Annotated in this window: 22 protein-coding genes; 20 read left to right on the top strand and 2 right to left on the bottom strand. The window is 66.3% G+C overall.

The window, feature by feature from the left end; all coding sequences use genetic code 11:
- Positions 1 to 313: 313 nt before the first annotated feature.
- From AC3G2C_RS01260 to AC3G2C_RS01165, 20 genes are all read left to right on the top strand, one after another.
- A complete protein-coding gene (locus tag AC3G2C_RS01260) occupies positions 314 to 1,291 on the top strand; it encodes an OmpA family protein (protein WP_488382790.1) in 978 nt (325 codons plus the stop codon).
- Positions 1,292 to 1,325: 34 nt separating this feature from the next.
- On the top strand, positions 1,326 to 1,793 hold the full coding sequence (locus AC3G2C_RS01255; RefSeq protein WP_488382789.1) for a hypothetical protein: 468 nt from the start codon (positions 1,326 to 1,328) through the stop codon (positions 1,791 to 1,793).
- 93 nt (positions 1,794 to 1,886) lie between these two features.
- Entirely contained in the window at positions 1,887 to 2,555 is a 669-nt protein-coding gene (locus AC3G2C_RS01250) for a zinc ribbon domain-containing protein (protein ID WP_488382788.1), read from the top strand.
- Between the two features lie 166 nt (positions 2,556 to 2,721).
- Positions 2,722 to 3,516: an enoyl-CoA hydratase-related protein gene (locus AC3G2C_RS01245; RefSeq protein ID WP_488382787.1), complete on the top strand. Its 795-nt coding sequence runs from the start codon at positions 2,722 to 2,724 to the stop codon at positions 3,514 to 3,516.
- 50 nt (positions 3,517 to 3,566) lie between these two features.
- The gene (locus tag AC3G2C_RS01240; RefSeq protein ID WP_488382786.1) at positions 3,567 to 3,959 is read left to right on the top strand and encodes a VOC family protein; all 393 of its coding nucleotides are present in this window, start codon (positions 3,567 to 3,569) and stop codon (positions 3,957 to 3,959) included.
- Between the two features lie 90 nt (positions 3,960 to 4,049).
- On the top strand, positions 4,050 to 6,047 hold the full coding sequence (locus AC3G2C_RS01235) for an ATP-binding protein (RefSeq protein WP_488382785.1): 1,998 nt from the start codon (positions 4,050 to 4,052) through the stop codon (positions 6,045 to 6,047).
- A gap of 181 nt (positions 6,048 to 6,228) precedes the next feature.
- A complete protein-coding gene (locus tag AC3G2C_RS01230) occupies positions 6,229 to 7,128 on the top strand; it encodes a hydroxymethylglutaryl-CoA lyase (protein WP_488382784.1) in 900 nt (299 codons plus the stop codon).
- 37 nt (positions 7,129 to 7,165) lie between these two features.
- Entirely contained in the window at positions 7,166 to 7,828 is a 663-nt protein-coding gene (locus AC3G2C_RS01225; protein ID WP_488382783.1) for a GIY-YIG nuclease family protein, read from the top strand.
- Between the two features lie 131 nt (positions 7,829 to 7,959).
- Positions 7,960 to 9,228, top strand: coding sequence for a histidine kinase (locus AC3G2C_RS01220; RefSeq protein ID WP_488382782.1), 1,269 nt, complete (start codon positions 7,960 to 7,962; stop codon positions 9,226 to 9,228).
- Positions 9,225 to 9,989 (top strand): LytR/AlgR family response regulator transcription factor, encoded by a 765-nt coding sequence (locus AC3G2C_RS01215; RefSeq protein ID WP_488382781.1) that lies wholly within the window; start codon positions 9,225 to 9,227, stop codon positions 9,987 to 9,989. The genes AC3G2C_RS01220 and AC3G2C_RS01215 overlap by 4 nt, the downstream gene beginning before the upstream one ends.
- A gap of 27 nt (positions 9,990 to 10,016) precedes the next feature.
- A complete protein-coding gene (locus AC3G2C_RS01210) occupies positions 10,017 to 10,385 on the top strand; it encodes a hypothetical protein (protein WP_488382780.1) in 369 nt (122 codons plus the stop codon).
- A gap of 393 nt (positions 10,386 to 10,778) precedes the next feature.
- On the top strand, positions 10,779 to 12,044 hold the full coding sequence (locus AC3G2C_RS01205; RefSeq protein WP_488382779.1) for a metal-dependent hydrolase family protein: 1,266 nt from the start codon (positions 10,779 to 10,781) through the stop codon (positions 12,042 to 12,044).
- Positions 12,041 to 12,526 carry a GNAT family N-acetyltransferase gene (locus tag AC3G2C_RS01200; protein WP_488382778.1) on the top strand — a complete coding sequence of 162 codons (486 nt, stop codon included), beginning with the start codon at positions 12,041 to 12,043 and terminating at the stop codon, positions 12,524 to 12,526. The genes AC3G2C_RS01205 and AC3G2C_RS01200 overlap by 4 nt, the downstream gene beginning before the upstream one ends.
- Positions 12,527 to 12,537: 11 nt before the next feature.
- On the top strand, positions 12,538 to 13,143 hold the full coding sequence (locus AC3G2C_RS01195; RefSeq protein ID WP_488382777.1) for a YdeI/OmpD-associated family protein: 606 nt from the start codon (positions 12,538 to 12,540) through the stop codon (positions 13,141 to 13,143).
- Complete coding sequence (locus AC3G2C_RS01190) at positions 13,137 to 13,604, top strand: GNAT family N-acetyltransferase (RefSeq protein ID WP_488382776.1); 468 nt, start codon at positions 13,137 to 13,139, stop codon at positions 13,602 to 13,604. The genes AC3G2C_RS01195 and AC3G2C_RS01190 overlap by 7 nt, the downstream gene beginning before the upstream one ends.
- Positions 13,601 to 14,170, top strand: coding sequence for a GNAT family N-acetyltransferase (locus AC3G2C_RS01185; RefSeq protein WP_488382775.1), 570 nt, complete (start codon positions 13,601 to 13,603; stop codon positions 14,168 to 14,170). The genes AC3G2C_RS01190 and AC3G2C_RS01185 overlap by 4 nt, the downstream gene beginning before the upstream one ends.
- A gap of 34 nt (positions 14,171 to 14,204) precedes the next feature.
- Positions 14,205 to 14,966 carry an SDR family NAD(P)-dependent oxidoreductase gene (locus AC3G2C_RS01180; RefSeq protein ID WP_488382774.1) on the top strand — a complete coding sequence of 254 codons (762 nt, stop codon included), beginning with the start codon at positions 14,205 to 14,207 and terminating at the stop codon, positions 14,964 to 14,966.
- 97 nt (positions 14,967 to 15,063) lie between these two features.
- Positions 15,064 to 15,627, top strand: coding sequence for an elongation factor P-like protein EfpL (efpL, locus tag AC3G2C_RS01175; protein ID WP_488382773.1), 564 nt, complete (start codon positions 15,064 to 15,066; stop codon positions 15,625 to 15,627).
- A gap of 118 nt (positions 15,628 to 15,745) precedes the next feature.
- Positions 15,746 to 16,498: an N-acetylmuramoyl-L-alanine amidase gene (locus AC3G2C_RS01170; RefSeq protein ID WP_488383206.1), complete on the top strand. Its 753-nt coding sequence runs from the start codon at positions 15,746 to 15,748 to the stop codon at positions 16,496 to 16,498.
- A gap of 74 nt (positions 16,499 to 16,572) precedes the next feature.
- The gene (locus AC3G2C_RS01165; protein ID WP_488382772.1) at positions 16,573 to 18,657 is read left to right on the top strand and encodes an FUSC family protein; all 2,085 of its coding nucleotides are present in this window, start codon (positions 16,573 to 16,575) and stop codon (positions 18,655 to 18,657) included.
- A gap of 105 nt (positions 18,658 to 18,762) precedes the next feature.
- Here the strand turns inward: AC3G2C_RS01165 and AC3G2C_RS01160 are convergent, their stop codons facing one another.
- Positions 18,763 to 19,137, bottom strand: a complete 375-nt coding sequence (locus tag AC3G2C_RS01160) for a YciI family protein (protein WP_488382771.1) — start codon at positions 19,135 to 19,137, stop codon at positions 18,763 to 18,765.
- 71 nt (positions 19,138 to 19,208) lie between these two features.
- Positions 19,209 to 19,766: an ECF-type sigma factor gene (locus AC3G2C_RS01155; protein ID WP_488382770.1), complete on the bottom strand. Its 558-nt coding sequence runs from the start codon at positions 19,764 to 19,766 to the stop codon at positions 19,209 to 19,211.
- Positions 19,767 to 19,871 lie beyond the last annotated feature (105 nt).

The following is a 19,871-nucleotide window of genomic DNA, read 5'->3' as shown; positions in this document are numbered from 1 at the left end:
ATCCACTTAAGGATCAAAGAGGCAAGCGTCCCCTGTATCAGTCTTGCGACTACGCATGCACCGAATTTGCCTTACAAATTTCGGCGGCGTGGAAACTAACGAACTGCGATGACGACTTTGCAAAAACTTGAGCGCAATTTTTTTTATTTGTGATGGTCATCACGAAAAAAGCCTGCCTTGTTCATGGTTGTCAAGGAAATGTGCAGAAAATGCCTACACTGAACGGAAACCTGCGAAGTGAGTTCTCGCGCTCTTTCAAATCCTTACGGCTTCGCTATGGTTACGCCCTCACTGGATGGAGGAGCTGCCTTACATGAGGTTTCTCTCGCGCGGCGTGCGCCGGATGGCAGCACTCGCTCTGCTTGTCGGCCTTGGCCTGGGCACCGCATCGGGCGCGGATGTCGCCGGATCACATGACCACCCGCTGGTATCGCGCTTCAGCGGCTCCACCATCATCGGCTACCAGCAAGTGGCCTACGACAAGGCCACGCTTCCCCTGGGGCCACTCAACGCCAGCTCCGTCACCGAGGTGCTCGAAGGGCGCGTCACGCGCATTGCCTACGAGGCCCCTGCCGGGAAATCCCTGCTGGAGGTGTATCGCAACTTTGCCCAGGCATTGGCGCAGGCGGGCTTCAAGACTCGCTTTGAATGCGCGGACGCGGCCTGCGGCAATGCGGCTGACTTTTCCGACCGCGTGATCCAGCCGCTGTTCGAACCCATGCATGCGCGTAATGCCATGGAGCATGCGCTTTACGCCGTGGACGGCCATATGCAACAGCTCACCGCCCGGCTCGATCGTCCGGAGGGTGCCGTCCATCTGTCGCTGATGGTGGTGCAGGCCGAGCAGAACCGACCCGTGGGGGTGTTGCTGCAGTTGGTGGAAGCACAGTCGATGGCCACCGGACAGGTCACTGTGGACGCCAAGGCGATGAGCCAGGGCCTGAGCCGGCAGGGTCATATCGCGCTCTACGGTATCCACTTCGCGACGGACAGCGCCAACCTCACCACCGATTCGGACGCCACGCTGGCCCAGATGGCGCAGTTGCTCAAGAGCGAGCCGACACTCAAGGTCTTCATCGTCGGCCACACCGACAACACCGGAGAGCGCAATCACAACCTGCAGCTCTCCCAGTCGCGCGCCGAATCGGTGGTGAAGGCACTGAGCACACGGTACGGCATCACCGCCTCGCGGCTCGCCGCCAAGGGCATTGGCGCCTACGCGCCGGTGGCCAGCAACCAGGACGACGCCGGCCGCGCGCAAAACCGACGCGTCGAACTGGTGGCGCAGTAGTACCTCCCTCCCCTTTCCCCCGGAGTACGCCCCGATGACACTCACCCTTACCAAGCAGCGTCTGTACGGCATTGCGCTCGGCTTGCTGCTGCCTGCAGCCTGCGCGACGGCGCAAGGCATCGAATCGCACGCGCTGACGCCAGCCGACAAAGTGGCTGTTCGCCAGTACGTCATCACCGAAGCCGTGTTCGCCAAGATGCGTGCCGTGAGCAAGGACGCCGACGCCAAGGGCGTGAAGATCACGCCGTTCAAGCCCGGCGCACATTCGCTCGACGAATCGGCTGGCGCACTGGATGCGCAGCCCGCCGCTCAGGCCATTCTTCGCGCCCATGGCATCAGCTCGCACGACTACGTGCTGGCCAGCGCCGCCACGCTGGGCGCCATCATGACGGTGAAATACGGTTCGGATAAGTCCAAGGCCAACGGCGATGTGCTGGTCAACCCGGCCAACATCGCCTTCGTGCAGAAACACATGGCCGAACTGGGCGCAGACGACAACTGAGTCAGGGGCACTTCCTGTCGAGGGAAGGAGCCCTGCAGAATGCGCGGCCCGGCACGCTGATATCGCGTCGTGCCGGTACGCCACGAGGGAACGATGAGCGACGATCTTCACTTTTCAAACAACTACCGCGACCTTTGCCAGCAATACGGCACCGGCGCTGGCTTTCAGTTCGAGTTCTATTGCCAGAGTTGCAGCGACAGCTGGCGCTCACCGTTTGCGCCCTACCGCAGCGGCCAGGCCTCGGGCTGGATGCGCGAGATCGGCAATTTCGCCAGCAACTTGCTTGGCGGCCTGAGCAACGGCCTGGATAACGCCGTCGAAGGGCTCGCGAAAGCCGGCTGGGGCAGCGCGCGCGATGAGGCATTCAAGGAGGCGATCGCCTCGGCCCAGGCCCACTTTCATCGCTGCGCACGCTGCCACAGCCACGTGTGCGATCGCTGCTGGAGCGTGGACAGCGGCCTGTGCCAGCGCTGCGCCCCGGACCTCGCGGCCGAAGTACAGGTGGCTCGCCACCAAGGCCAGGTCGAAGCGAGCACCGAGCGCGCCCGCGACCAAGGCAAGGCACAGGCAGCCCAGGTGGATGTCACCAGCGCCAAGCAATTGGTGTGTCCGCAATGCGGCTGCGAAGCGCGCGGGGGCAAGTTCTGCCCCGACTGCGGCTTTCACCTGGCGGTGCCGGATGCCTGTGGCGGCTGTCATGCGCCACTGCCGGCCGGCAGCAAGTTCTGCCCCGAGTGCGGCCAGCGCGCCAGCGCGGCCTGATAGCGAACGTTCGATCTCCGTACGGCGCAGGCCAGCGGATGGCGCTGGCTGCGTCGAGATCCTGGGTCGCCCCCAGGCACGTCAAGCACGGCGCACGGGAACACCCGGCGCCGTGCATGACACGCCGCTTACGCTCTACCATGACCGGCCAAGCCCCGGAGTTCCTATGAGCACGAGCATCCTCACCAGTGACCAGGGCGGCGTTCGCCGCATCACGCTCCATCGCCCGCAGGTGCACAACGCGTTCGATGACGCGCTGATTGCCGAACTCACCACGGCACTGGAACAGGCCGGTGCGGACGAGCACGTGCGCGCGGTGGTGCTCACCGGCGAGGGCGCGAGTTTCTCCGCCGGTGCCGACCTCCACTGGATGCGCGGCATGGCAAGCGCGAGCGAAGCGGAGAATCGCGAGGACTCGCTGCGCCTGGCCAAGCTCATGCGCACCCTGCAATACCTGCCCAAGCCCACCATCGCGCGCGTCAACGGCGCGGCGTATGGCGGTGGCGTGGGGCTGGTGGCCTGCTGCGACATCGCCATTGGCGTGGAAGGCGCGCGCTTTGGCCTCACCGAGGTCAAGCTCGGCCTGGTGCCCGCCGTGATCTCGCCGTATGTGATCCATGCCATCGGCCTGCGGCAGGCGCGCCGACTGTTCCTTACCGGCGAGCTGTTCGATGCCGGCACCGCGCTCGCCATCGGCCTGCTCCATCAATGTGTACCGCCCGCGCAACTCGACGAAAGCGTCGATGCCGCACTGGCCCTGCTCGCCAAGGCTGGCCCACTGGCCCAAGCCGAAGCCAAGCAACTCGCCTTGCGCATGGCCGGCGCCTCGCACGAGCACGCCGAACGGCTGGATCAGGAAAATGCCGCGCTGATTGCCCGCCTGCGCGTATCGGCCGAAGGCCAGGAAGGGCTTTCGGCCTTTCTCGGCAAGCGCGCCGCCGCCTGGTGCACACCCGACTGACGCCATCCGCGCCAAACTCCACCCACGCAGTCATCGCCAAGGAACGAGCCATGATCGATCACGTCGGCCTGCAGGTATCGGGCTACGAACGCAGCCGCGACTTCTATCGCAAGGTGTTCGCCCCGCTGGGCGCCAGCCTGGTGATGGAAGTGACCGCCGAGCAGACCGGCGACGGTGCACACGCCGGCTTCGGCACAAACGGCAAGCCCAGCTTCTGGATCGGCACCTCCTCGCACGGGCATGCCGCCGGGCCGGTGCACGTCGCCTTTGCCGCCGACAGCCGCGCGGCCGTCGATGCCTTCCACGCCGCCGCGCTGGCGGCCGGCGGCAAGGACAATGGCGCGCCAGGCCTGCGTCCGCACTATCACGAGCACTACTACGGCGCTTTCGTGCTCGACCCGGACGGACACAACATCGAAGCCGTCTGCCACCGGCCCGAATAAGGCAACGCAGCGGGTTTTGCTGCGCCGCGCATCGGCGGCGACGCGGCAATCTGCTAGTTTTAGGGGCTTCGCCCTACCCCCGGATGTCGCATGTTCGAGCGCGTACTCATTGCCAACCGCGGCGAGATCGCCTGCCGCGTGATCCGCACCTGCCGACGCCTGGGCATCCACACCATTGCGGTCTACTCGGAGGCGGACGCCAACGCCCAGCACGTGCGCCTGGCCGACGAAGCCTGGCCGATCGGCGGCCCGCGCCCCACCGAGTCGTACTTGCGCGGTGACGTCATCCTCGACGTCGCCCGCCGCAGCGGCGCGCAGGCCATCCACCCCGGCTATGGCTTTCTGTCCGAGAACACCGCGTTCGCGCGCGCCTGCATCGAGGCCGGCGTGGCCTTTATCGGCCCACGCCCGGAGAGCATCGACGCCATGGGCTCCAAGGCCGCGGCCAAGGCGCTGATGGAACAGCATGCCGTGCCACTCGTGCCCGGCTACCACGGCGAGAACCAGTCACTCGACACGCTCGCCGCCGAGGCGCGTCGCACCGGCTTCCCGCTGATGATTAAGGCGGCTGCCGGCGGTGGCGGCAAGGGCATGCGCATCGTGCGCAGCGAGGCGGAGTTTGCCGATGCGCTGGCATCGGCACAGCGCGAGGCCGCCAGTGCGTTCGGTGACACACGCGTGATCCTGGAGCGCTATGTGGAGCATCCGCGCCACATCGAGTTCCAGGTGTTCGGCGACACGCACGGCCAGGTCATCCATCTCAACGAGCGCGAGTGCTCGGCCCAGCGTCGCTACCAGAAAGTGCTGGAAGAAACGCCCTCGCCTTTCCTTGACGATGCGCGCCGCGCGGCCATGGGCGCCGCCGCGGTGGCTGCTGCCAAGGCGGTGAACTACGTCGGCGCGGGCACGGTGGAATTCATCGTTGGCCAGGATGGCGAGTTCTTCTTCATGGAGATGAACACGCGCCTGCAGGTGGAGCACCCCGTCACCGAGGAAACGCTCGGCCTGGACCTGGTGGAATGGCAATTGCGCGTGGCGGCCGGCGAGGCGCTGCCGCTGGCGCAGGAGCAGATCCACGCGCGCGGCCATGCCATCGAGGTGCGCCTGTACGCGGAAGATCCCGACCAGAACTTCCTGCCCGGCTCGGGCAAGCTGCTCACGCTGCGCCTGCCGGCGCCGTCGCGCCATGTGCGCCTGGATGGCGGCGTGATCGAGGGTGACACGGTCACCATCTTCTACGACCCCATGATCGCCAAGCTGATCGTGTGGGACATCGACCGCCCGCAAGCCCTGCAACGTCTGCGCGATGCGCTGATGCGGTGCGAGATCGTCGGGCCGAAATCCAATATTGCCTTCCTCGAACGCCTCGCTCGCCACCCTGTAGTCGTGGAAGGGCGCATCGATACGGGTTATCTGGATCGCCATCTCCAGGAATTTCTGGCCGGCGATACGGCGCCGATGGATTCGGTGCTATTCGCTGCCACCACGGCGGCCCTGCTGCACGATGAGCGCGCCGCCACGTCACCGCCGGCAGGCCGCACCGATCCGCACTCGCCCTGGGCACAGGTCGACGCCTGGCGCGTCGGTCATGCCGGCAAGCGCATCGTGGCCCTCTCGCTGCACGGTCAGCGTCACGAGGTGGAAGCCCATGGCCATGGCGGCGATTACCGGCTTCACCACGCAGATGCCCACGTCGACGTGCGCGGCGCCCGCCTGGATGGCGAGGCGCTGAGTGCGCGTTTCGATGGGCAATCCCTGCGCTTGCCCTTGCGCACGGACGCCTCGCGCGTGACCGTGCACGACGTGCAGGGCAATCGTTACACCTTCGAGCGTGCGCCGGCCTTTGCCTGGCAATCGAAGGAAGGCGGCGGCGGCAACCAGGTGGTCGCGCCCATGCCCGGTCGCATCGTGCTGGTGAAGGCCCAGCCCGGCGACAGCGTGGAAGAAGGCCAGGAGCTGCTGGTGATGGAAGCCATGAAGATGGAACTGGCACTCAAGGCACCGCGCGCCGGCACCATCGACAGCGTATCCGCCGCGCAGGGCGATTTTGTGGAGGCGGATACCGTGCTGGTGCGCTTTGGCGATTGATGCCTTTGGGTGCCACCGACATTGCCGGTGATCAGGGTACTCACACAAGCACCGCGCCCGTGCATTTAGCGCAGCGCTACTGCAGCGGCTTCGCTCGACAACGCGTCCTGGGCAAGCCGCCGCAAACCATCCACGCGATTCCGTCGCCGCTGTCGGCGGGATCGCGCTATGCTCGGCGTCTATGAACGCCAGCCACCATGTCCGCATTGTCGAAGTCGGCGCCCGCGACGGCCTGCAGAACGAAAAGACCCTGCTGCCGACCGACGTGAAGATCGCCCTGATCGACCGTCTCTCCAGCACCGGCCTGCAGAGCATCGAAGCCACCAGCTTCGTCAGCCCCAAGTGGGTACCGCAAATGGCCGACGCCACGGAGGTCTACCAAAGCATCCGCAAAGTGCCTGGCGTGAGCTATCCGGTGCTGGTGCCCAACGAACAAGGTTACGAGCGCGCACGCGCGGTGGGCGTCACCGAAGTGGCCGTGTTCACGGCCGCCTCCGAGGCGTTCAACCGCAAGAACATCAACGCCTCCATCGACGAATCCATCGAACGCTTCCTCCCGGTGCTGGAACGCGCGAAGGCCGATGGCGTGAAGGTGCGTGGCTACGTTTCCACCGTGCTGGGCTGCCCCTATCAGGGCGAGGTGCCCGTGTCGGACGTGGTCCGCGTAGCCCAACGACTGCATGCGCTGGGCTGCTACGAAGTGTCGCTGGGTGACACCATTGGCGTGGGCACGCCGGCGAAGGCGCGCGCCATGCTGCGTGCGGTGGCGCAGGAAGTACCCATGAACGCGCTGGCGGTGCATTTCCACGACACCTACGGCCAGGCCTTGGCGAACATCCTCGCTTGCCTGGAAGAAGGTGTGCGGGTGGTGGACAGTGCCGTCTCCGGCACCGGCGGCTGCCCCTACGCCAAGGGCGCCACCGGCAACGTCGCCAGCGAAGACGTGGTGTACATGCTGCATGGCATGGGCATGCACACCGGCATCGACCTGGACATCCTCATCGCCACCGGCGCCTGGTTGTCCGGACAGTTGCACAAGGAAACCGCGAGCCGAGTCACGCGGGCACGCACCGCCGCCTGATCTGCCTGCGTCGCCACCGCTGAGACGCCTGGCGCGCATGCTGCACCTTTCCAGCCGCGTCCGCTGCCCCATGGATGACGAGTTCCAGCCGCCACGCTTCGCCCCAAAGGGGCGCGCCTATGTGTACGTGCTGCCCTGCCGCGACGAAGATCTGCTCAAGATCGGCTACTCGCGCGATCCGCTGCAACGCTTCCACAGCCTGCACCGGCGCTTCTACGCGTTCTTCGACCTGGAGCGCGGCTTGTTGATCGAAACCGAACGCACTGCGCAGGCGCGACGCATCGAGCGGCGCCTGCTGACCACCTGGGTTGACCAACGCGCCCCCGCGCCCTTGGTGGTACGGGCTGCCGCCGCCGGTGAAACCGAGTGGTATCGCGGCATCGACGCAAAAGCGGTCGCACTGGCGCAACAGATCGCCCAGGAGGAAGCACTTCCGGTACACCAGCCACTGCGCGCCTGGCTCGCCGCAACGCTCGCGCCCCGGGCCGACGCCCTGTACGACTGGAGCGAACGCATGCTTGCCGCCGCACGCGAGGAAGAGGCGTACGCGCAGCTTGGCGAGGCCGGCCCTGTGGCCCGCTCGTTGCTGGAAACCCTGAGCCTGTGCGAAGGCGTTGGGCTGTCTCTGGAGCACCGCCTGCCCGCTTCGGTGCTGGACTGGTACCGTTTCGGCCCACATAGGTCGCTGTTCGGCGACTGAGCGTCCGGTTTCGCGCCCGCCAGGGGCGATTTGGTCGCCGATTCCCCGGTTTCGTCGCATCCCCTCTCCCGCCGACAGGCTGGCTGGGTATGCTCCGCTTCGCCCATCCACTTTGCCGCCGGGATAACCCTGTGATCACCAGCCTGCTCTTTGTTTTTCGCCTGGTTCTGGCCTGGTTCCTGGTGTTGCTTTTTGCCACGCTGGTGCTGGGCAATACGCCGCCCTTTCGGTTCTTCGATCTCGGCGGCAGCGTGGTGTTGCTCATCGCCATCGCCCTCGTCATGGTCGCCACCAGCGCCGTGTCGCACCTGCGCCGCGTGCGCTTGATCGCGGGCCACATCAATGAGGAAAGCGCCAGCAATCGCCAGCGCCGCCGCGTCGAAGTTCCGCTGGATGCCGACGAAGCTTTCGATCTGCTCGACGCCGCCATTCGCGAACTACCCGGCACCAAGGAAGTGGAGAGCGCCCGCGACAGCCTGCAAGTGCGCGCCAAATTAGAGCGCTCACAACCCTATGGCCACAGCGCGTTCGGGCGACTGAACCCCACCACCTGGTTCGGCCACCTGCGCAACCAGATTCTCGCCACCGTTACGCCGGGCGATGGCAGTAGCAGCATCACCCTCATCTGCGAACCGGAGGCGGCCGCGTGGAGTGACCTGTTCCGCGTGGACGACGGCACCAACCTGGAGAACGCCGAGGCCGTTACCCGCGCCATCACGCGCCGCCTCGCCGAGCGCCGTCGCCACGAAAAGATGCACGCGAAGCAGACCGAGAGCGAGAAAGAACGCACCATCGCCCGGCTGAACTTGCTGCATGCACAAGTGGAGCCGCACTTTCTCTACAACACGCTGGCGAGCGCGCAGTACCTCACCCGCACGGACCCGGCCCAGGCCGACCGCATGCTCGGCCACCTGATCCATTACCTGCGCCACTCGCTGCCACTCACCGACGACGCACTCTCCACCATCGGCAACGAACTGGAACGCACACGCGCCTACCTGGAGATCATGAAGTTGCGCATGGGCCCGCGCCTGTCGCTGCAGATCGATGTGCCCGACGCACTGCGCCCGATCACGCTGCCGCCCATGATGTTGCAGACCCTGGTGGAGAACGCCATCAAGCACGGCCTGGAGCCCAAGCCTGGTGGCGGCACCGTGTGGATTCTGGCTCGCCGCGAGGAGAACAGCGTCACCATCACCGTCGCCGACGACGGACGCGGTTTTGGCGCGGCGACCGGCGGCACCGGCATCGGCCTGAAGAACGTGCGCGAACGCCTGCGCCTCATCTACGGTGCCGAGGCTTCCCTGGCCGTCGTCGCCAACGCGCCCGAAGGTGTCGCCAGTACCATCACCGTGCCGGCGCGCATCAGCGCAGCGCCGGCCGCGGAGGTTACGCCATGACCAGCGCCATCGTCGCGGAAGACGAAACCCTGTTGCGCACGGCGCTATGCGACCTGCTCGGCGAGGTGTGGCCGGAGTTGGAGATCATCGCCGAATGCGAAGACGGCGCCAGCGCCCTGGAGGCCATCGCCAACCAGCGCCCCGACGTCGCCTTTCTCGATATCCGCATGCCTGGTCTCAATGGACTGGAAGTAGCAGCCGCCGCTGCCGAAGCCAGCCCGGGCACCCAGGTGGTATTCACCACGGCGTATGACCAATACGCCATCGCCGCCTTCGAACGCGGCGCGGTGGATTACCTGCTCAAGCCGATCACGGCCGACCGCCTCGGCGCCACCATGCAGCGACTCAGGGCACGCAGCGAACCGCAACTGCCCGATAGCGCCGCGCTCGGCGCGCTGTTGCGCGAGTTGGCCGGCACGCAGGGGCGTGGCACGCCGCCACTCACCTGGATCACCGCCAGCAATGGCCGCGAGACCAAGCTGGTGATGGTGGACGACGTGGCCTATTTCCGCGCCGACCAGAAGTACACCGTCGCGGTCACCGCCGAGGGCGAAGTGCTGTTGCGCAAGCCGATACGCGAACTGGTCGTCGCGCTGGACCCGAACATCTTCAAGCAGATTCACCGCTCCACCATCGTCAATCTCAGGGCGGTGTCGTCCGTGATCCGCGACGACACCGGCAAGGGCACGCTGCGACTTAAGCAGCGCCCGGAGACACTCACCGTAAGCCAACCCTTCATGGCGCTCTTCCGAAACATGTAAGCGCCACGCACCAAGCCAGAGGTCACCATGAACAAGTTCATCGCGCTCTGCTACGTGCTGCTTTCCTTTGTCGGCTGCCAACAAGGACGCACCGTGGTCGTACAATCGAGTGTCAACGGTCAGGACGTGCTCTACAGCAAGGTGCACGTCAACGGCCCGCTGGCGGATTTCCAATGCATCCGCAGTCAAAGCGGCTCGTGCCACTACACGGTGGTGAGCAACGACTGCGCTCCGGCCAGCGTGGCTTGCACGCAACCCGTCGCCGATTTCTCCGTGTCGGTGGGCGACACCCGTCGCATGGCCAGCCTGCCCGCGGGCTTCCAGAGTTGCGTCACTACCACGCCCACGCCCGACAGCCACTGTGCTGCGCCGACCGTCGCAGCGGTGAGCCACTGACCCTTACTCACCCCGGTGCCGCAAGGCTAAGCACGTACGACGTCTGCTCTCAGGAGCCCTTCCGGTCGACAGCGGCGCACCCGCGCGCAGCCTGACATGATGCGCACTCGGTTTCTGATCGTCACCCCAGCGAACCCCAAAAAGAGGGCAAGCGCTTGGGTCCAGCGCCCGCAACCGTTGAATACAAATGCATCGGATGCCTGCTCTTGCCCCTTTTTGGGTTCGCAAGAATGTCGTGCAGAACGTCCTTCGATCAGGCTTTTCCGAAAGCGCCGCCAAGGCTACGCGAACCGCGTCTACTGGCCCTAGAATCGGGCTTCATTCACGCGGGGGCAGACAATGTGCTGGATGCGTCAGGTAGTTCGGCTGGGATCATGGGCGGCGCTTTTTTTCATGGGAGCAGCAGCCGCGACCAGCACCACGCCCCAGGGCGACTACCTGCTGCTGCCCGATCGCGTATGGACGGCCGATGGCGACGCCGCTCACGCGGGCTGGGGCGTACTGGTGCATGACGGGGCGATCGCTGCCGTCGGACCGGCAGACAGCCTCAAGGCGCCTGCCAACGCGCAGCGGGTCGCGCTGCCCGGCACGACCTTGATGCCTGGCTTGATCGACCTGCATTCGCACGTGTTCCTGCATCCGTACAACGAGACGCTGTGGAACGACCAGGTGCTCAAGGAGCCGCAGGACTACCGCACCCTCGCGGCCGCCGCGCATGCACGCGCCACCTTGCTGGCCGGCTTCACCGCGCTGCGCGACCTGGGCACCGAGGGCGCCGGTTACGCGGACGTCTCCGTGAAGCACGCCATTGACGATGGCCTCATTCCTGGCCCACGCCTGTTCGTGGCCACGCGTGCCATCGTGGCCACCGCCAGCTACGGCCCGGGCCCGCGCGGCTTCCGCCCCGACCTTGATTTGCCGGGCGGCGCCCAGGAGATCAGCGGCGTCGACGAAGCCATTCGTGCCACCCGCGAACAGGCCGGGCGTGGCGCCGACTGGATCAAGCTCTACGCCGACTACCGCGTCGGCACCGACGGCAGCACGCAACCCACGCTCTCGCTGGCAGAAATGAAGGCCATCGTGGACACCGCCCACCTCTCCGGTCGCCCGGTGGCGGCGCACGCCGCCAGCGATGCCGGCGTGCGGCTGGCGGTAGAAGCGGGTGTGGATAGCATCGAGCACGGCTACGGTGCCAGCGAAGCGACCTTTCGACTGCTCAAGCAACACGGCGTGGCCTACGAGCCCACGCTCACCGCCGTGGAATCCACCGCGCAGTACTTCGAGCACTACGTGCCCGGACAAAGCGAACCCACCGCGCGCATGCGCGAGGCCGAGCATGCGTTTCGCACGGCGCTCAAGCTGGGCGTCACCATCGGCAACGGCAGCGACGTTGGCGTTTTCAGTCATGGCGACAACTGGCGCGAACCGGCCAACATGGTGCGAGACGGCATGACCGCTCCGCAGGCGCTGCACGCCGCCACCGATGTGGCCGCACGCATCCTGCGCCAACAGGACAAGCTTGGCCGCATTGCACCGGGTCTGCGGGCCGATCTCGCCGCCTTCCAGGGCGACCCCAGCACGCATATCGAAGACCTTGCCCACCCTGCTTTCGTCATGAAAGACGGCACCATCTACCGCACCCCGCAGGCCACGCCATGAGCGACTACCTGATCCGCCCCATCGAGGCTCGCGACAACGTGGCCGTGGCGCGCATCATCCGCGCGGTCATGCCGGAATTCGGCGCCGACGGCCCCGGCTTCGCCATCCACGACGCCGAGGTCGATGCCATGTACGAGGCCTACCACGCGCCACGCAGCGCCTACTTCGTGGTGGAGCGTGCCGGCGAGGTGATCGGCGGCGGTGGCGTGGCGCCCCTGGCCGGCGGTGATGCCGACGTGTGCGAGCTGCGCAAGATGTATTTTCTGCCCGAGGCGCGCGGCATCGGCGCAGGCAACGCGATGATGCTGCGTTGCCTGGAGGCGGCCCGCGAGCGCGGTTTCCAGCGCTGCTACCTGGAAACCCTTACCGGCATGGATGCGGCGCAGGCGCTGTATCGTCGACACGGTTTCCGCACCCTGTGTGGCCCACTCGGCGGCACCGGACATTTCAGCTGCGACCAGTTCTACCTTCGCGACCTGTAGGAGACCGCGCCATGGCTAGCCACGATCCTCGCGTCGACGCTTACCTCGCCAAGGCGGCGGCGTTTGCGCAGCCCATTTTGGAGCACCTGCGCAACGTGGTGCACGCGGCCTGCCCGCAGGTGCAGGAGGACATCAAATGGGGCATGCCGTTCTTCCTGGTGGAGGGCAAGCCGCTGTGCCACATGGCGGCGTTCAAGCAGCACTGCGCCTTCGGCTTCTGGCGCGGCAAGGACGTGGTGGCCGATGCCGGCAAGGACGACGCCATGGGCCAGTTCGGCAAGCTCGCCAGCCTCAAGGATCTGCCCACCAAGAAGGAACTCACCGCGCTGGTGAAGAAGGCCGCGGCCAGCATCGCCGATGGCACGCGCCCGGTGCGCCCCAAGAGCGCGCCCAAGCCACCGCCCTCTCTTCCGCCCGATCTCGCGACCCTGCTGGCGCAGAAGGCCCACGCTGCCGCGCGCAAGCATTACGAGAGCTTCCCGCCCAGCGCACAGCGCGAGTACGTGGAATGGATCACCGAGGCTAAGACCGAAGCCACGCGCCAGAAGCGCCTCATCACCACACTGGAGTGGCTGGCCGAGGGCAAGCGACGAAACTGGAAGTACGAGTCATGTTGAAAACCCCGCAGTTGCACTTCGCCGTCGACAACCCGGCCTCACCCGACGTCATGCCGCTGCTCGAGCAATTGGACGGCTATCTGGAAGGGCTGCACCCCACCGGCAACATCCAGCCCGTGCCGCTGCAGGAGCTGGAGCAACCCAACGTGACCTTTCTTACCGCGCGTGTGGACGGTCGACCGGTGGCGTGCGGCGCCTGCGTGTGGCATGCCGACTACGTGGAAGTGAAGCGCATGTATGTCCTGCCCGCCTGTCGTGGCCTGGGCCTGGGCAAGCAATTGCTGGACGCGCTCGAAGCGCAGGTGCGCCATGGCGGCGGTCGTCGCGTACGACTGGAAACCGGCACCGCCCAGACCGAAGCGCTGGAACTCTACGAGCGGGCGGGCTATCGCCGCTGCCCGCCATTCGGCGAACATCACGCCAACCCGCGCAGCATCTGCATGGAGAAAGAATTCGCATGATCCGCATCGCACGCGCGGACGACGCCGCCGCCGTCCACGACATCTACATCCCCTCCGTCCTGCACGGCGTGGAGACCTTCGAAACCGACCTGCCCGGCGTGGATGCCATGCGCGAACGCATCGTCGCCCGACTGCGCCAATATCCGTGGTTGGTCTGGGAGGAGCACGGCCGGGTATTGGCCTATGCGTATGCCAGCCGCTTCCGCGAGCGGGCCGCCTACGACTGGATCGCGGAGACTTCCATCTACGTACACGCCGACGCCCGCCGGCGCGGCATCGCCGGCCGGCTCTACCGCCGCCTGCTGGACACCATGCGCCTGCAGGGGCTCAACCAGGCGGTGGGTGTGATCACCCTGCCCGGCGAGGCCAGCGTGGCCATGCACCAGGCACTGGCATTCACCCCAGCAGGGGTCTGGCGCAGCGCTGGCTACAAGCTCGGCCGCTGGTGGGACGTGGGCGTATGGCAGAAGGAACTGCAGCCCCCCGGCAACCCGCCGCCCCCGGTTCGCCCCTTTGGCGAGCTGGCCGACGATCCGGCGCTGCGGGCATTGCTGCAGGTCGGCTAAACTCGTCCGCTGGACTCATTCAGCGGACATCCCCATGCAGCTCAATCAGGTCAAGGCGATCATCACCGGCGGCGCCTCCGGTCTCGGCCACGCGGTGGCACAGTTCATCGTCGCCAACGGCGGCAAGGTCGCCCTGTTCGACGTCAACGAGGAAAAGGGCCAGGAAGCCGCCAAGGCGCTCAGCGGCCACTTCTTCCGCACCGACGTGACCTCCGAAGAGGGCGTGAGCGCCAACGTCACCGCCGCTCGCAACGCCATGGGCGGCCTCAACGTAGTGGTGAACTGCGCGGGCATCCTGGGCGCCGGCCGCATGCTCGGCAAGGAAGGCCCGATGCCGCTCAACACCTTCGCCACCACGGTGATGGTGAACCTGGTTGGAAGCTTCAACGTCGCCAAGGCCGGCGCCGCGCTCATGCAGCACAACGAGACGGGCGAAGACGGCGAGCGCGGCGTGATCATCAACACCGCCTCCGTGGCCGCGTTCGAAGGCCAGATCGGCCAGGCTGCCTATTCGGCCTCCAAGGGCGGCGTGGTCGGCATGACGCTGCCGATGGCGCGCGAGCTCTCGCGTTTCGGCATCCGCGTGGCGACCATCGCCCCGGGCATCTTCTGGACCCCGATGGTGGATGGCATGCCGCCGCAGGTGCAGGAGTCGCTGTCGGCTTCCATCCCGTTCCCGTCGCGCCTGGGCAAGCCGGACGAGTTCGCCAGCACGGTGGGCTTCATCCTCGGTAACCGCTACATCAACGGCGAAACCATCCGCCTGGACGGCGCCGTGCGCCTGCAACCCAAGTAAGACCAGCTGACGCGATGCATGGGGCGTGGCCCCATGCATCGCGCTCTGTTCTTACCATTCCCTATTCCCTACTCACCATTCTCTATTTCATACGCCCATGAAAGCTTCCGACGTCAAGAAAGGCAATGTGGTCGAACACGAAGGCACTGTGTACCAGGTGCGCGACATCGAGCGCAGCTCGCCCACCGCACGCGGCGGCAACGTCACGTTCCGCTTCACCATGTATTCGATCCCCGGCGGTCGCAAGTTCGACCTGAGCCTGCGCGCCGACGACGACCTCAAGGAAATGGACCTGGTGCGCCGCGAGGCGAACTTCTCGTACATGGACGGCGACGTGTTCGTGTTCATGGACAAGGAGGACTACACCCAGTACCTGCTTTCGCCGGAACTGGTCGGCGACAACGCGGGCTACGTCGTCGAGGACGTCGAGGGCTACTACGTGCAGCTCATCGACGACGCCCCGGTGGGCCTGCAGGTACCTACCAGCGTGACGCTGACCGTGGTGGATACCGCGCCGGAACTCAAGGGCGCCAGCGCCACCAAGCGCACCAAGCCGGCCAAGCTCAACACCGGCATCGAAATTCAGGTGCCCGAGTACATCACCAACGATGAAAAGGTTTGGGTGAATACCCTCACTGGCGAGTTCGCTGGTCGCGCTTGATTCCTGCGGCTTGGCCCTCGCTAACGGCGTCCGCTTCGGCGGGCGCCGTTTTCGTTTGGCTTGACCTGAGCCGCCACGCTGCGGAAGCTTCGTGGCCCGTCCCCGCCGAACGACCACCATGTTCCTGCCTCCAGTCCGGCACGCCCTGCTGCTGTCCTGCCTGCTGATGGCGCTGGCTGCCTGCGCCCCCATGCCCGTGCACAACCCCATGGCGCAATGGGTGCCCTCACCCAATTTCGATGCGCGCCGACCGGTACTCATCGTGATTCACTTCACCAACGAACACTCGGTCGGGCAGGCGCTGCACACCTTGCGCACCGCCAACAGCGGCGGCCCAGTGAGCGCGCATTACCTGGTGGGCAACGATGGTCATATCTATCAACTGGTAGCAGACGAACAACGCGCCTGGCACGCCGGCGCGGGCCGCTGGGGCACCATCACCGACGTCAATGCCGTCTCCATCGGCATCGAGCTGGACAACGATGGCGACTCCCCCTTTGCCCAGGCGCAGATCGACAGCCTGCTCGGCCTGCTGGCCGACCTGACGCAACGCTGGCGCATTCCGCCCACCCAGATCATCGGCCACGAGGATCTCGCGCCCGGCCGCAAGGACGATCCCGGCCCGCGCTTTCCCTGGCAGCAACTAGCGCAGGCGGGCTTTGGCCTGTGGCCGCGCGGCCCCCTGCTCGACCCGCCGGCAGGCTTCGACCCTTGGATGGCGCTGGGGCTGATCGGCTATCCCCTGGACAACCGGGCTGCGGCACTGCGCTCGTTCCACCATCACTTCCGGGGCATGGACGGCGACACGCTGGACGAGCAGGATCAACGCATCCTCTACGCCCTTTCGCGCCAGCTCAGCGCCACGCGCTGAAGGCAGCATCGTCGCGCCCGCTTCAGGCGCGCTGAGGCACAATCCACGCATCGTTTAGGAGTGAACGAAGCCTCATGTCTGCCAGCGGTTACTCGCTACGCGCCAGCGTCGTCGACAGCCTGCTCACCACCAAGCGGCCGGATGTGCCCTTGCGTGTGGTGGTGCGCAACACCGCCGCGGTGATCCTGCCGCTGGCCGCCGGCTTGCTGACCGGCCACCCGGGCATTGGCCTGGGTATCGGCGCCGGTGCGCTGGATACCATGTTCTCCGACCAGCCAGGGCCTTACCGCCAGCGCATGACGCGCCTGCTGCTCGCCTCGCTGGCGGCGGGCGTGGCCTCCTTGCTGGGCTTCCTGATCGGCGACCAATTGGTGCCGATGCTCATCGCCACTGCCGCGTTCGGTTTCCTTGGCGGTCTGCTGGTGGTGTTCGGCCCGGACATGGCGCGCGTGGGCATGACCAGCATGATCCTGCTGGTGGTCACCGCCGCCACGCCACGCCCCTTTCTGGACGCACTGGGCGCAGCGTCACTGATCTTTGGCGGCGGTCTGCTACTTACTCTGTTCTCGGTCGCCGCCTGGCCGTTGCAACGCTACCGCCCCGAACGTCATGCACTCGCCGCGGTGTATCGCGGCCTTTCTTCGCTAGCCCGACAGCAAGCGCACGATGACGCCGACGTACCGGCGCTGACCGACGCCATGACCACGCTGCAACACACCCTGCTCGGCCGGCACCACGCACGCGGCCGCGCCATGGAGGCCTTTGGCGTGTTGCTGGAGCTGGCCGAGCGCATCCGCCTCGAACTTACCGCCATGGCGGAACTGCGCGCCAACCCCACCATCCACGCGATGTTCCGCGGTGACGCTGCCCGCGTACTGGCCGCCGTGGCGGACGCACTGGAAGCAGGCGAGTCGCCGCGCCAGGCCGAGCACGCCTTGCAAACCTTGCAAGCCAGCGAGAACGCCTTGCTGGGGAACGGTGGGAGTGCAGACGGTCTGGCCACGCATATCCACGCCTTGTCCGGCCAGCTCGCCGCCGCGGTGCGTAACGCCAACTGGGCCGGCAGCCGAGGCGAGCTGCGCGCGGCCGCCGCCGAAACACCCTTGCCCGCTGCGCTGCGCAGCAGTTCGGCGCGCGCGACCTTGCGCGCCAACCTGACGCCCCATTCCGTGGCCTTCCGTCACGCTATTCGCAGCGCGATCACGCTGAGCGCCACCTTGTTCGTCGCGCGCCAGCTTGCCCTGCCGCACGGCTATTGGTTGCCGATGACCGCCGCCATCGTGTTGCGGCCGGACTTTGCCGCCACGTTCAACTTCGGCCTGCTGCGCGTGGTGGGCACGGTGCTCGGCCTGGTCGTCACGACGGCACTGCTGCATTTCACCCCACATGAAGCCTGGGCGCACTTGGCCCTAATGGCCGCGCTGTGCATGGCGTTCCGTTTCCTGGCGACCGCGCACTACGGCGTGGCGGTGGCAGCACTGACCGGCACGGTGGTGATTCTGTTGTCGTTCGAGGGCGTTAATTCATCCGATGCAGTGACCGATCGCGTGATCAATACCGCGCTAGGCAGCGGCATGGCCTTGCTCGCCTATGTGCTGTGGCCCACGTGGGAGCGCGGACGCGCCCGCGCCGCGCTATCGGACATGCTCGACGCCTATGCCAACTATCTGCAGGCGCTGGCACGGCCGGAGCGCCGCGACAGTCGTCGCGAGGCACGCACGGCGGCACGCACCGCGCGCAGCAATGCACAGGCCTCCCTGGATCGCATGCGCGCCGAACCGGCCACGCCACCGGCCTTGCTCGAACTGGCCAATGCGCTCTTTTCCAACGGCAATCGCCTGGCCCGCACGGCGATGACCCTCGAGGCCTTGATCGACGATCACGACCACCTGCCGGAGATGGCCGAGATGTGCATCTTCGTCACGCAGGTGGCCGAGGCACTGCACGAGGTTTCCGATGCGCTGCGCGCTCAGCGCGCGCCCGAGCAGCTCCCTGACCTGCGCGGCCTGCAACGTTCATTGGCGACGCTGCTGAGCATGTCCGAGGAGAAGCCGTCGGCGGAACTGCTTACACGCATCGGCGACCGGCTGGTGGACAACGTGAACACGCTTGCGCACGTCACGGGACGCAGCCGCGCCAAGTCGGTCGAAACCGTCTAAGAGCCTATTCATGGCGAGCGCGCAGCCCTCGTAGCGAGGACCGCGAACAGATTCCAGCGCCGCATGGGCCGGCGACAGGCCGGCCAGTCTCGTTGTGCGCCGGGCTCAGGCGCCGACGCGGCGGCGCACCGCATCCATGTCACGTACCGGGCGAATCTCGATGCGCCCCGTGCGCGACCACGGGAAGGCCCGCGCAATGCGCAAGGCTTCATCCATGTCTGCCGCTTCGATGAGATTGAAGCCGCCGAGGTATTCCTTGGCTTCGGCGAATGGGCCGTCGATCACGCTCAGCGTGTTGTCCCGCATGCGCAGTGACTTGCCCTGAGCAGGCCCTTCCAATTGCATCGAGTCGAGCAGGTGGCCTTCGGCGCGAAGCTCGTCAGCGTGTACGAAGCAGCCGTGCATCATGCTGTCGAACTCTCCCTCGGGGAGAGCTTCGAGCAGGCTGTCTTCGCAGTAGATCATCACCAGGAACTTCATGCAGGCCTCCCATGGCACGGTGGACGTCACCGCGTCGGCCATGATGCCGACAAACGATTTCCGGTGCACGTTCAGGAAGTTTGCAGCTCGCGCTGCAGCCATGCGCGTGCCAATCGCCACTCCCGCTGAACGGTGGACGGCGAAATGCCGAGCGCCACACCGATCTGATCCGCCGTGAGACCAACGAAAAAGCGCATTTCCACGATGCGTGCCTGACGTGCATCCATGGCTTCCAGGCGATCCAGCGCTTGCTCCAGCGCATCGGGCTCGACCTCGCCCGCCAGCGCGGCGGCCACTTCGCTCAATTCCAGTCGGTCCTTCTGCTGCGGCCGCTTGCCAGCCTTGCGACGCCGCGCCGCGTCGATCAACACCTGGCGCATCGCACGGGCAGTGACGCCCAGCAGGTGCCCGCGATCTTCCCACTGCGGCACCGAGGCGCCTTGGAACACACGCAGATAAGCTTCGTTGACCAGTGCGGTGGCGCTGAGTGTGCGCTCGTTGCGATCCTGGCGCAGTTGCTCGCGGGCAAGCCGATGCAGCGCGTCGTAGAGCAAGCGCAGCGCGGCATCCAGCGCCTCGCCATCGCCGTCGCGGGCGGCATCGAGCAGTCGTGTAATGTCCTCGTTCATCCCGCGCGCGACCGCCGGCGTCGATATTGCGACGCCGCAAAGTCGAACCCTAGCCAACCGTCCTGGCGCATGCCGAACCCCTGTCGACCGCCCGCTCCGGGCATC

It is taken from the genome of Frateuria sp. sgz306004 (assembly GCF_057750885.1).
The sequence above is the reverse complement of the archived record's forward strand: the minus strand, read 5'-3'. Positions and strand labels throughout refer to the sequence as shown.